A 12,722-nucleotide genomic window follows, 5' to 3' on the forward strand; every position below is an offset into this window, starting at 1 on the left:
ATGACACTTGAACGCCGGTCAGGCCTTCACGCGCCCGGACGGCACAGCACCGGATTCGCCAGCTCCGCGCACGGCCGGTGCCCGTGCGACCGCACGATGTCCTTGCCGACCTGATTCGTCAGGTACCGCAAGAAGCTCGCGACGAGCGAGTCGGCCTTCGGCTCGCCGAACGTGTACGCGTACTCGGTCTCCCAGAACGGGTACGCCGCGTGGATCGCGCCCTCCAGCGTCGCCTGGTGGCCGTCGATCCGCACCGGCAGCACGTCCTCGCGTTTCGTGGCGGCGCCCAGTTCGCTGTAGCCGAGCGCGCCCGGCACCCGCGACACCGCGTCGAGGACGTCGTTCGTGGACGGCTTCGCGCACCGCGCCACTCCCGGCTGGGCGCCCGGCGCCGGTTTGAGGCAGTCGTCGGAGTTGTCGCCGGGTTCCCGCTTGCCCGCCAGGATCTGCGCCTCGAACGTCCGCCGCGTGCCGGAGTCCGAATGCCGGTCGACGAGCCGGACCGGCTGGTCCTTGCCGCCGATCTCCCGCCAGTTCGCGATCTTGCCGTCGTAGACGTCGCGGATCTGCGCGAGCGTGAGGTCCTGGACCCCGGCCTCCTTGTTGATCACGAGCGTGAAGAGCGAGAACGCGACCGGACGCGGCAGCAGTTGCGGGAAGCCCTCGCCCTTGGCGCCGTCGGAGAACGCGAGCACGCCTTCGTTCCCGGCCTGGTTCAGGCTGCCGAGCCCTTCCGCGCTCCCCCTGGTGTCGAAGACGAACGACGCGCCCGGGCACGTCTTCGCGTACGAAGCCGTCGCTTCCTTCAGCACCGGCGCGAACGCCGTCGATCCGGTGATCGTCAGTTTCCCGGACGCGCAGTCCAGCGGCGGCGGCTTCTCGTCGAAGAACAGGGAGCGGGTCAGCTGGAAGATGCTGACCACGACGAGGAAGAGGATCAGCGCCATCACCGAACCCGTCGGCCCGGTGCGGCTCTTGGTCTCGCGGAGGCTGCCGCCCTTGATCTCGCCGATGACCTGAGGATCCTCGAAAGCGTCGGGCGAGTCGTTGGGAACGCGGTCGAGCACGGCGAGGATCTTGTAGTGCGCGCCGCGGTTCAGCGGCACCCTCGGCAGATCGATCACCCCGGACGGCCGTTCGGGATTCTCGTCGCGCGCGCCGAAACCGGAGTCGTCGCCGAAACATTCGTGCAGATGCGGCGAGCTGAGTTCGGTCACCACCATCCCGGCCACGGTGCGGCCGGGGAACTTCACGCGGATGCCGACGGGGTCGTCCGCGTTGACCGCGTAGTCGTCGGTGTCGATGTCGGTGGTGCCGCTGTTCTCGATGCGCAGCAGCACGAACGACGGGTCGACGAGCCGCTCGCCGTTCTCGTGCTGAAGCTGCGCGAGCGCGTCGGCCGTCGGCGCGAACCCGCGACCGGACGCCGTCGGGGTGTCCATCTGCACGCGGTAGCCGAGCCGTTTACGGCCGACGAGCACGAACTCCCACAGGAACGCGACGGCCGGGACGGCGATCCCGACCACCGCGAGCAGGACGTCCCAGGGAAAGCCTTCCAAGACCAGCCTCCAGGTTCGGGGTATCGAACCTATGGCTCATCCCGGCGGGGGACGGCGGACTTCAGCCAGTGTTCACCGGCCGTCCGCGAAGGCGTAGTCGTCGAGGTCGAAGAACCGGCTCGTCACCATGGTTTCCAGGGTGGGCGAAGCGCGGAAGGGCACGTCCCCGTTCGCGTCGAAGTAGTAGCTGTTGGCCAGTGAGCAGCTGTCCTGGAAGAAGACCTGGTGCTTCCGCCGGTCCAGCATGCTCCGGAAGTAGCGGTCGTTGGCCTCGCTCGTGACCTCCACGCGGGTCGCGCCGGTCTTCCGGGCGTTGCGCAGGCAGCGGACGATGTGCGCGGTCTGCGTCTCGATCAGGTTGAAGTACGAGGAACCGTTGTAGCCGTAAGGTCCGAGAATGGTGAAGAAGTTCGGGAAACCCGGCACGCTGACGCCCTGATAGGCCTGGAACCGGTTCTCCGCCCAGAACTTCTCCAGATCGGCGCCGCCCGCGCCGCGCACGGTGAAGGCCGGCATGTTGCCCTTCTCGAACACCTTGAACCCGGTCGCCAGCACCAGGACGTCGGCCGGATGCTCGGTGCCGTCGGCGGTGCGCACGCCGGATTCGGTGATCGTGTCGATGCCCGTGGTCTCCAGCGTGACGTTGTCCCGGTTGAACGTCTGCAGGTACTCGTTCGAGAAGCTCGGCCGCTTGCAGCCCAAGGCATAGCGCGGCGTGAGCTTCTCGCGGGTCACAGGGTCTTTCACCGCGCGGCGCAGATGCGCGCGCCCGATCCGCTCCCCCGCGCCCGCGGTCGGCAGGAGATCGTGGAAATGCGCGGCCAGCGGGAAGGTCACCTCGACGAGCGCCTGGCTGGCCAGCCGGGACACCAGTTTCGCGCCCGGCAGCCGCCGCAGCGCGAGCCTGGCCGGCCGGGGCAGGACGGCGTCGGGTTTGGGCAGGCACCAGATCGGCGTGCGCTGGAACACCGTCAGGTGGCCCGTCTCCGGCGCGATGGACGGGATCACCTGGACGGCCGAGGCCCCGGTGCCGACGACGGCGACCCGCTGGCCCCGCAGGTCGACGCCGTGGTCCCAGCGCGCGGTGTGCATGACCGTGCCGCGGAAGCCGTCGATGCCGGCGATGTCGGGCGGCTTGGGCTGGGTGAGCACGCCGGTGGCGCCGACGACGAACCGCGCCGTCATCGACCAGCCGTCGGCGGTTTCCAGCCGCCACAAGTGCGTTTCGTCGTCGAAGGCCGCGGAGACGACCTTGCTTCCGAGACGCGTGCGGCGGCGGATGTCGTACTTGTCGACGCAGTAGTCGGCGTACGCCTTCAGCTCGCGGCCGGGCGCGTAGACGCGCGACCAGCCGGAGATCTGCTCGAACGAGAACTGGTAGCTGAACGACGGGATGTCGACGGCGACACCGGGATAGGTGTTCCAGTGCCAGGCGCCGCCGACGCCGTCGCCCTCCTCCAGCATCAGGAAGTCCTCGAAACCCGCCTTGCCGAGCAGGATCGCCGCGCCGATACCGGAGAACCCCCCGCCGATGATCGCGATCTCGTGGTCCGGCTTCATGCGGGAAGTCCTTCCTCGGCGAACCGCGAACTGGCCCCGAGCACGACGACGTCGGTCTGGTGCTCGATACCTTCGGCGGTGCGGATTCCGCCGGGCGCGAAGGCGTAGATCGGCCAGGTGATGAGCTTGCAGCCAGGCCGCCGAAGCGCGCCGTAGTAGCCGAGACCGGGCGCGGTCCGCCGCGAGCCGAAGCGCCTGTCCGGCGTCAGCAGCCTGCGGATCCACGGGTCTTTCACCTGCCAGCGCAGGAAGACCCGGGCGACGGCGATGCCGAGGAGGTCCGGCCCGGGCACCGGCGCCGGCACCACCCAGTCGGGTTCTTCCTGGAACACCTTCACCGCACGCGCGGTGGCCGCCACCTCGGGCACGATCTGCGCCGCCTCGCGGCCGGGCGCGACCACGGCCACCCGCTGCCCGGAGAAGTCGTGCCCGAACCATTCGGTGCCGCGCAGCACCTCGCCCCGGAATTCGCCGAGGCTCATGACGCGACCGGCTCGTGCGTGATCTCCTCGGTCCACGACTGCGGCTTTCCCAGCAGCCGCGCGGGGATCAGGCGGGTCACCTTGACCATCGGGTCGGCGAGCAGCCGGTGGTAGACGTGCGAACGGTCGACGATCATCGCCGCCTGCGCCTTGAGCACGTGGTACGCCGGGATGCGTTTCGTGAACTCGCCGCGGCCGCCGATGGTGGAGAACCGTTTCACGGCGTTGTACAGCTTCTTCTCCGGCAGGCCCATCGCGACGATGTTGTCCCGCATCCTGTTGATGAGCGGGACGAACACCACGATCAGGCCGAGCACGATCTGGGGTTTGAGCGAGCCGACGGATTCGGTGAGCAGCTTGGTCGCCGAGCCGGCGCCGATCAGCTCCAGCACCTCGAAATCGGCCGTGATGTGCCGGGCCTCGTCGGAGTTGATATGCCGGAACACCTGATGGCACACCGGATCGGAGACCTCGTCCAGCAGGAACTTCACCAGTGCGCCGTCCAGCGCGCATTCCAGCAGCGGGATGAGCGTGGCCAGCGCCGTCAGCGGGAGCGTGTCGCCGTAGTCGTCGAGGACCTTGATGGCGAGCTTGACGTTGATGTTCGGCTCGGGCATCGAACCGTGCTCGTCGAGCATGCCCCAGCGCTTCATCAGCGCGAGTTCGGCGTTGGCGTGCTTCTGTTCCTCGGCGTGGAAGTAGCGGTAGATCTCCTGGATCACCGGGGTCGGCGCCTTCTTGGCCAGCGAGGCGAACCCGCGCGCGCCGACGTGCTCGATCCACACGAGGTCGGCCATGAACGGCCGCATCTTGGCACGGAGCTCGTCGGTCATCGTCTCGGCGCCGGGCGCGTCCCAGTCGATGTCGGCGAGCGACCACTGCTTGTCCTTGATGGTCTGGAGCATCGCCGCGAAGTCGTAGGCCATCACTTCTCCTTTTCGGCGGGCAGGAACCGGCCGAGCAGACCGGCGATCCGCGTGTACGGGACGGGCACGAAACGCTTGGCGTGCCACAGAAGCTGGGCGTCAGGCTGCGGCACCACGTACAGGCGGCCGTGATCGTGGGCGTCGAGCGTCATCCGCGCGACACGCTCCGGCGAGAACCCGACCACATCGGACACCCGCTGGGCCAGCCCACGGGCCCCGTCTTCGATGAGTTCGCCGCCGAAGATGTTGGTGCGCACGAAGGTCGGGCACAGCACGGTGACCGCGACGCCGGTGCCGGACAGTTCGGCGGCCAGCGTTTCGGACAGGCTGACGACGCCCGCCTTGCTCACGTTGTACGCCGCCATCCTCGGCGCGGCGGTGAAGCCCGCCGCCGAAGCGACGTTGATGACACCGCCCGCCTTCGCCGCGCGCATGGCGGGGACGAAGGTGTGGCAGCCGTGGATCACGCCCCAGAGATTCACGCCGAGCGTGCGCTGCCAATCGGACAGCGGGCTCTCCCCGACGAGTTTGCCGCCCGCGCCGATCCCGGCGTTGTTGACGACGAGATCCGGATCGCGGCCGAACCAGGACCGCGCCTGGTTCGCCAGGTCCGCGACTTCGTCCACATCGGACACATCGCAGGCGATGGCGACCGCGTTGCCCAGCGTCTTCGCGGTTTCCTCGGCCGCTTCGAGGTCGATGTCGGCGCAAACGACGCGGCTCCCGCGCCGGACGAGTTCGGCGGCGATCGCCCTCCCGATCCCGCTGCCCGCGCCCGTGACGACGGCGTGCGCTCCCTGGGTCCGCTTGGTCATGCCGCCCTCACGATCGCCGGAAGATTGCCGATGAGGAAGCGGCAAGCCCGCTCCATCGCCGGTGCCGCTTCGGGGATGAAGCGGGTCAGTGCCTGGAAGACGTGCATCTGGCCGGGCACCACGTCGAGTTCGCAGTCGGCTCCCGCGCGGCGCAGGGCCCTGGCCAGTTCGATGGCGTCCGCGGCGAGCATTTCCAGCCCGCCCGCCTGGATGATCGTCGGCGGGAGGCCCTTGATGTCGTCGAAGGCGAACCGCAGCCGTTCCGAAGCGAGATCGGCGTCCACTGTGTACAGACCGACCAGCCGCGCGGCCGCGGCGGCGGAGATCATCGGATCCGGGCTCATGCGTTCTCGTTCGGCCGCGAGCCCGAAGGTCACGTCGAACAACGGCGAGAAGAGTGCCAGTGCCGCGGGCGGTTCCCGGTGCTCGCGGATCAGCTGCGCGGCGAGGTCGACCGCGAGGTGCCCGCCCGCGGAGTCGCCCGCGACGAGGATTCGCCGATATCCCTGGTCGAGCAGCCGGTCGTAGGCCGCGCGGACGTCGTCGGCCGCGCTCGGGAAACGGTGCCGCGGCGCGAGCCGGTACTCGCAGGCGAAGACCGGCAGGCCGGTGCCGGCCGAAACCCGCGTGGTCAGCCCGCGGTGCGTGCGCGCCGAGCAAAGGGCGTAACCGCTGCCGTGGATGTAGAGGACCACGGCGTTGCCCTCGCTCGTCCCGGGCGCGCGGACCCACTCGCCGCGGGTGCCGGGCTCGACGCGGCTCCCCTTCAACGGCGGCGACGCCAGCCACAAACTGCTCGCGATGAAGGCCCGGGAGAACGCGACGCCCGCGCGGTTGGCCGGGATCGCGTTGGCGATCGGCCGCACGAAAGCGGACGTCAGCGCGGAGGCCAACCCGGCGCGCAGGCTATTCTGCGGTCGCATGCCCTCAGAATGAATCCGAGGGCACCTGCTGTCAAGATGGAGGGGTGCCCGCGTCCCGCCGCTACAGCGGCAAAACCGCCGACGAACGCCGCGCCGAACGGCGGCTGGCGCTCCTCGGCGCCGCGCTGGAGATCTGGCAGGAACAGGGCTGGGCGGCGGTCACCATGCGCGGCGTCTGCGCGCGGGCGAACCTGACCGACCGGTACTTCTACGAGAGCTTCGCCAACCGCGACGCGTTGCTCGCCACCGCTTGGGAACAGGTCCGCGACGAAACCCTGCGGATGGTCCTCGACGCCGTCGCCGCCCGCATCGAGCGACCCGCCCTGGAGCAGCTCCGCGCCGCCGTCGACGTCGTCGTGCACCACGTGCAGGAAGAGCCGTCGCGCGCGCAGATCCTGTTCGGCGACCACGCGGGCAGCGCGGTGCTGGAGCAGCTGCGGCGGCAGACCGTCCAGGAGACCACCGGCCTGCTGATCGACCTCGCGCGGCCACATCTGAAGCCGGACGTGGACGGGCTGGAGTTCCGGGTCAACGTCCTGCTGGGCATCGGCGGCTTCGTCGAGATCATGCTCGCGTGGCGCTCCGGCCTGCTCGACGCGGACGCGGACACCCTCGTCGAGCACCTCACCGGAGTGGGCACTTCGCTGTCGCGGATGTTCCTCAAGGGGTGACACCAACGGGTGAACTTCCGGCGCGGGTTCTTCGCCGGGCCGGAAACAAGCAGGGCCTCATCCGGAGTGTTCCGAATGAGGCCCTGACCTGCGGAGCCGCCTAGGGGAATCGAACCCCTGACCTATTCATTACGAGTGAATCGCTCTGGCCGACTGAGCTAAGGCGGCGGACATCGGGCTCGCACCCGATGACGGAGCCAAGTGTAGCGGAGGCTTGAACGTCACCTTCGAGGGCCACCGTCGTTAAGGTCCTATGACGCCGGTCTCAGTCCCCCAAGATCGGCCCATCCCCACTGGAGGACCTGTTCATGCGGCAACGACTGCCCCGTGTGCTGGCACTTCCGGCCGCCGCGGCCCTGCTCCTGCTGACCGCGGCCCCGGCGATCGCCCAGGACATCCCGACCACGCCGATCCCCGATCCGGCCAATCCGGGACAGCCGCCGATGTCGGCGCCGATCGGCCCCCAGCCGCTCGGGAAGGCGGTCGGTGACGCGGGAGCGGCGCTGGGCGTGCTGCGGCTGCTGCCGAACGCGGTGCCGACGAGCGCGATCCTGCCCGGGGCGGACAAGCTGCTGCCGAAGCAGTCCGCGCTCGAGGCCGGGATGGGTCTTTCCAGCGCGCAGGCCAACTCCGAGGCCTACCTGAGCTACGAGAAGGCGATCGCGCAGTCGTCGCCGTTCGGCCTGTCCGCCGCGGGCAACGCGCCGCAGACGCCGGGCAGCCTCGTGCAGACGGCCCTGCCGGACAACCCGAAGCCGATCAGCGGCGGCCTCAACGCGCCGACGAATCCGCTGTTCAACCTCGGCCTGCTCAACGGCGAGGCGCACGCGCGCTGGAGCCCGACGCTCGGACCGTGTGTCGGCACGATCGCCGACTCGAGCACGTCGATCGCGAACCTCGCGCTGCTGCCGACCATCCCGAACATCCCGGGCGCCGACCAGCTGACTCAGGCTTCGGACCAGCTCAAGGCCGGTCTCTCGGCTTTGGGTCCGTTGGCGAATCTGGGCGGGCTGCTTTCGGGAACCAGCACGAACGCCGACGGCAAGGGCGCCGTGCTGAGCCTGCCGAACACGCTGTCGTCGCGTTCGGTCGTTCGGCTGGTCGACATCCCCGGCTCGAAGAACAAGGCCGTCGAATCGACGTCGACGCTGCAGGCTGCCAACATCGAGCTGCTGAAGGGCACGCCGCTCGGCCTGACGATCAAGGTCGCCAGCCAGCCGACGCTGCGGGTCACCTCGACCGGTGACAAGAAGACGTCGAAGGTCGAGTACACCGCGCCGGTGCTGCAGATCGTCCGTGGCGACAAGGTGCTGTTCACCCTCGACGCGAACAACCCGACCAAGGACATCCCGATCGGCATCCCGCTGCCGTCGCTCAAGCAGGCCCCCGGCTTCGAACAGCTGAAGAACGTGCCGGTCGTCGGCGGGCTCGCCGAGATGATGGACGGTGCCACCAAGCACCTTCCTGGTGGCGAGGCCGGGAACGGGCTGACCCTCGATCTCGGGGTGCTGAAGCTGTCGATCGCCGGGTTGAACCAGAAGTCGAGCGACACGACGTCACCGTTCAAGGGTTTCCAGCTGGGTGCCTCGGCGCGGCTGCTGGACCTCCAGATCTTGCCGACGACTGCGCTCCAGAAGGCTCTGCCGCCGGACGCCGCGAAGAACCTGCCCTCGTCGCTGGCCCAGATCTCGCTCGGTGAGCAGATCGCCAGGGCGCACGCTCCGGCAGGCGGTGTCGAATGCGGCACGGCCACTCCGCCGCCCGCGGGCAACAACGGTGGCGCGGCGCCGAAGGGCCCGGTCAAGAACCTGGCCTACACCAACGCGGCCTACGACACGGTGCCGATGTTCTGGTCGGGTACGGCGATGCTGCTGATCGGTGTCGTGCTCGTGGCGGCCATGCCGGGACGGCGCCGGCTCGCGGTGGTTCCGGTCGCGAAGAAGTCGCCTGGGTTCAAACCTTCGCCGCGTCCGCGCTCCTTGGACTCGGAGGACTAGACGGGGCGAGGAGGGTGATGAACGGTCCTTTCACGCCTGGCGCGTGAGAGGACCGTTCGTCTTCAGGGCCTTTGCCGCTGACCCGTGTGGATTTCGGTGCGTTGGATGACCTGAAATCCACACGGTCCCCCCACTGTGTGGAAATAGGGAGGTCTCTGTTTCCACACCCCCTCACCGCGTGCCGGAACCGGCCTCGCCTCGGGTTCCTGATGTCGCGTTTGAGTCGCTGAGCGCCCCCAATGCGACATTGGCGGCCCCCCGAACCCGAAGCGGCTTCACTTACCCACAGCACTTGTCCACAACCGTCCCCACCTGTGGACAACTCCCGCGACCAGCCCTTTTCCCCCGCCACCCCCCGGTAGACTGGACTCGGGGTCGCCCCCCTGGGACGGGCGGGGGGCCGGGGTGGTGAGTGCAGCGCGAATCAGCCCTGGCGCAGGGTGGTGACCATGGCTTCGACGGCGATCCGCGGCTTCACGTTCAGGTCGATGGCTTCGCGGCATTCCAGGACGGCTTCGAGCCGCCGCAGGATCGAGTCCGGCGCCCAGGCGGAGGCGGCCTGCGAGATTTCCGAGGCGTGGTCGGGGTGGTTCAGCGTCGCGCCCGCGCCGCTCGCGGTCACGAGCACGTCCCGGTAGAACGCGGCCAGGTCCACCAGCGCCAGGTCGAGAGTGTCGCGCTGCGTCCGGGTCGCGCGGGATTTCTGGCGCTTTTCGAGCTGCTTCACGGCGGCCTCGGCGGCACGTTTCGCCCCGGCGACGCCCTTTCCGGTGCCGTCGCCGCCCATCGCGGTGCGGAGTTCGGAACGCTCGGCCTCGTCGCGCACCTTGCTTTCCTCGCCCGCGTCGGCCTCCGCCGCGCTGATCAGCTGATCGGCGCAAGTGAACACATCGGACGGTCGCCGCAGGCCGAGCGGGATCCGCAGCACCGTCGCCCGCCGCTGCCGCGCCGCCTCGTCGGTGGCGAGCCGCCGCGCGCGGCCGACATGTCCACTGGAGACGGACGCGGCCCACCGCGCACGCTCGGGATCGATGCCGTCCCGCTCCATCAGCACCTGCGCGATCGCCTCCGGCGGCGGCGTCCGCAACGTGACCAGGCGGCACCGCGAGCGGATCGTCACCGACACGTCGTCCGGGTGATCCGACGGCGCGCACAGCAGGAACACCGTGCGGTCCGGCGGCTCCTCGACGGCCTTCAGCAACGCGTTCGACGCGCCTTCGGTCAGCCTGTCCGAGTCCTCGATGATCACCACCTGCCACTTCCCGGTGGTCGGGCGGCGGGCGGCGGCCTGCACCAGCGAACGCATTTCGGCGACGGAGATCGAAAGACCTTCCGGCACGACGAGTTTGACGTCCGCGTGCGTCCCGGCCAGCACGGTGCGGCAGCCGGGGCACTCGCCGCAACCGGTGCCGGTGCTGCACTGCAACGCCGCTGCGAAAACCCGCGCGGCCGTCGAGCGCCCCGAACCCGGCGGGCCGGTGATCAGCCAGGCATGGGTCATCGCGCCGGGCGCGACAGGCTGATTCTCGATGATCCGGGCGGCCGCCGTCGACGCCGAAGAAAGCGTGCGCGCCGCGGGCTCCTGGCCGACGAGCTGCTTCCAGACACCGATCAGCGTCATGTCGCCTCGACCTTTTCCTCCGCCGGAGCGAGCCCGGCGAGCCTGCCGACGAGCACCGCGCGGATCGCGGTCCGCACCCGGTCGCCCACTTCGTCCTCGGTACCTTCCGCGTCGACCACGACATACCGGTCCGGGTCGGCGGCGGCCATCTCCGTGAGCAGATGCTGCACCCGCCACTGCGCGTCCAGCGACTCCGACTTCCGCATCACCGTGCCGGGATCGGCGTCGAGCAGGATGGTGATGTCGGGCCGCAGCCTGCCGGTCGCCCAGTCCGCGAGCCCTTCGAGCTCCTGGCTGTCCAGACCGGCCACCGCGGACAGATGCGCCAGCGGAGAATCCACGAACCGCTCCATCACCACGACGGAACCCGCGTCGAGCGCGGGCTGGATGTCCCGTTCGACGATGTCCGCCCGCACCGCGGCGGCGGCCAGCGCCTGCGCCCGCGCACCGGACAGCGAAGCGCCGGAGACGAGCTTCGCGAGCCGCTGATCGTCCAGCGCCGGGTCGGCGGCCAGCACGACCGGACGCGTACCCGCGCGCAGCCATTCGGCCAGCCGCGCGGCCTGCGTTTCGGTGTTGATCGCCCGCGTGCCTTCGAGCGCGATCAGCAGGCCGTTCACGCGACGCGGGCTGCGGCGCAAAGCGTTGCGGAGGTCGGCGAGGATCGGTTCGGCCCGCCGGTCGTCCATCTGCCGGTACGCGAAGATGCCGGCGAGCAGCGCGAGAATGCCGCCGCCGACCATCACCGGACGCGTGCCGTCGATGGTGATCGTGCCGCCCCACAGCTCGACCTCGGTCGTCCGGACCGCACTGATCAGCACCGGCACCAGCACCGTCGAGCCGAACAGCACGATCTTCATCAGCGACTGGTAGATCGCGTTGATCCGGCCGCGGATCGAGTCCTCGATCCGCGAACCGATGATCGTGACACCGGTCAGGAACGCCGTCCCCGCCCAGACACCGACGGCGGCGACCGCGACCAGCGAAACGGCGAGATGCGGCGACAATGCCACCACGACGAGACACAGCCCCGCGGCGACGATCGAGATCCCGAACAGCCGGTCGTGCGCGAGCCGCCGCGCGAGTTTCGGGGCCACCGCCATACCGGTGGCGAGCCCGAGGAAGACGGCCAGGACGAGCAGGTTGAACGCCGCGTCACCGGCGAGCAGGCTGGACGAATACGGCTTGGCCGAACCGATCACCGCGCCACCGGCGGCGAAGGCGCCGAAAGCACCGATCATCAGCCCGCGCACCAGCGGCGTCGTCCGCACGAACCGGGCGCCGTCGGCGATCATCTGCCGGAAGCCGAACTTCTCCTCGTCGGCGGCCTTGACCTTGGGCTTCTCGACCGCGTGGACGTTGCGCAGCGACAGCTCGGGGATCCGGGTCGCGATCACGATCGCGCTGGTCAGGTACAGCAGGCCGGTGATGACGACGGCGACCTTGGCGATGCCGAGCTGGGCGTCGCCCTGGAAGAAGTGGAACGTCGTGTTGCTCCCGGTGAGCACGGCGTTCGCGCCGGCCGCGGTGATCACCGCGAGGCCGTAGGTCATCACCATGCCGAGCTGGTTGGCCGTCTCGACCTGGTCCGGACGGCGCAGCAGGTTCGGCACCGCCGCGTCCTTCGACGGGATCCACATCATCGAGCAGCAGCCGACCAGGAAGTTGCCGACGAACACCCACCACGGGGTGCCGACGAACGCGATCGACAGCAGGAACCCGCACCGGCCGAGGTCGCAGAGCACCATCACCTTGCGCCGGTCGAAGCGGTCGGCGAGCAGCCCGCCGAGCGGGGCGAACAGCAGCCCCGGCAGCAGCGACGTCAGCACGACCCCGACGAACGCGAAGTTCTGCGCGGCGTAGTTGTCGGTCAGCTTGGTGACCAGACCGGTCAGCGTGAGGAGGTTCAGCCAGTCCGCGACGCTGCACAGATAGGAGACACCCCAGATCCGGCGGAACGGCTTGATCGCCAGCACCCGCCGCACCCGGTGCATGGTGGAAGCGTCACGTCCCGACGGACCACTCGTGCCCGTCTCGGGCACCGACTGCACGCCCTCGCTGATACGCCCACCCCACTAGTCACGCGGCGCCGGGGTTGCGACCCGGGTCAACACCGGGTACCCCGACCGTAGGGCCAGGGTATCCCGATGGGTGACGTCTGGACGGAC

General features: G+C 69.5%; 10 protein-coding genes and 1 tRNA gene. 2 read left to right on the forward strand and 9 right to left on the reverse strand.

The features are described 5' to 3' along the window. Window positions 1-26: 26 nt before the first annotated feature. The 6 genes from ACOCEP_RS08330 to ACOCEP_RS08355 form a co-directional block, all read right to left on the reverse strand. Window positions 27-1,559 (reverse strand): PstS family phosphate ABC transporter substrate-binding protein, encoded by a 1,533-nt coding sequence (locus ACOCEP_RS08330; RefSeq protein WP_482336686.1) that lies wholly within the window; start codon window positions 1,557-1,559, stop codon window positions 27-29. A 72-nt stretch (window positions 1,560-1,631) separates the two neighbouring features. Then, on the reverse strand, window positions 1,632-3,119 hold the full coding sequence (locus ACOCEP_RS08335; protein WP_482336687.1) for a flavin-containing monooxygenase: 1,488 nt from the start codon (window positions 3,117-3,119) through the stop codon (window positions 1,632-1,634). After that, window positions 3,116-3,601, reverse strand: coding sequence for an NAD(P)/FAD-dependent oxidoreductase (locus ACOCEP_RS08340; protein ID WP_482336689.1), 486 nt, complete (start codon window positions 3,599-3,601; stop codon window positions 3,116-3,118). The genes ACOCEP_RS08335 and ACOCEP_RS08340 overlap by 4 nt, the downstream gene beginning before the upstream one ends. Next, window positions 3,598-4,527 carry a ferritin-like domain-containing protein gene (locus ACOCEP_RS08345; RefSeq protein ID WP_482336690.1) on the reverse strand — a complete coding sequence of 310 codons (930 nt, stop codon included), beginning with the start codon at window positions 4,525-4,527 and terminating at the stop codon, window positions 3,598-3,600. Before ACOCEP_RS08345 ends, ACOCEP_RS08340 begins: the two co-directional genes overlap by 4 nt. Beyond that, complete coding sequence (locus tag ACOCEP_RS08350) at window positions 4,527-5,342, reverse strand: SDR family NAD(P)-dependent oxidoreductase (protein WP_482336692.1); 816 nt, start codon at window positions 5,340-5,342, stop codon at window positions 4,527-4,529. Before ACOCEP_RS08350 ends, ACOCEP_RS08345 begins: the two co-directional genes overlap by 1 nt. Then, the gene (locus tag ACOCEP_RS08355; protein WP_482336693.1) at window positions 5,339-6,265 is read right to left on the reverse strand and encodes an alpha/beta hydrolase; all 927 of its coding nucleotides are present in this window, start codon (window positions 6,263-6,265) and stop codon (window positions 5,339-5,341) included. The genes ACOCEP_RS08350 and ACOCEP_RS08355 overlap by 4 nt, the downstream gene beginning before the upstream one ends. Window positions 6,266-6,309: 44 nt before the next feature. Here ACOCEP_RS08355 and ACOCEP_RS08360 point away from each other — a divergent pair, with 44 nt between their 5' ends. Then, entirely contained in the window at window positions 6,310-6,936 is a 627-nt protein-coding gene (locus ACOCEP_RS08360; protein ID WP_482336694.1) for a TetR/AcrR family transcriptional regulator, read from the forward strand. Window positions 6,937-7,030: 94 nt separating this feature from the next. Here ACOCEP_RS08360 and ACOCEP_RS08365 read toward each other — a convergent pair. Then, window positions 7,031-7,104, reverse strand: a tRNA-Thr gene (locus tag ACOCEP_RS08365). A gap of 140 nt (window positions 7,105-7,244) precedes the next feature. Between ACOCEP_RS08365 and ACOCEP_RS08370 the strand changes: the two genes are divergently transcribed. Further along, window positions 7,245-8,933, forward strand: coding sequence for a hypothetical protein (locus tag ACOCEP_RS08370; protein ID WP_482336696.1), 1,689 nt, complete (start codon window positions 7,245-7,247; stop codon window positions 8,931-8,933). A 424-nt stretch (window positions 8,934-9,357) separates the two neighbouring features. Here ACOCEP_RS08370 and ACOCEP_RS08375 read toward each other — a convergent pair whose 3' ends face one another. Together ACOCEP_RS08375 and ACOCEP_RS08380 are read right to left on the reverse strand one after the other, a co-directional pair. Further along, window positions 9,358-10,554, reverse strand: a complete 1,197-nt coding sequence (locus ACOCEP_RS08375) for a DNA polymerase III subunit delta' (RefSeq protein ID WP_482336697.1) — start codon at window positions 10,552-10,554, stop codon at window positions 9,358-9,360. Beyond that, a complete protein-coding gene (locus ACOCEP_RS08380) occupies window positions 10,551-12,605 on the reverse strand; it encodes a bifunctional MFS transporter/dTMP kinase (RefSeq protein ID WP_482336699.1) in 2,055 nt (684 codons plus the stop codon). The genes ACOCEP_RS08375 and ACOCEP_RS08380 overlap by 4 nt, the downstream gene beginning before the upstream one ends. Between the last annotated feature and the right edge of the window lie 117 nt (window positions 12,606-12,722).

Source organism: Amycolatopsis sp. CA-211722 (assembly GCF_056828465.1).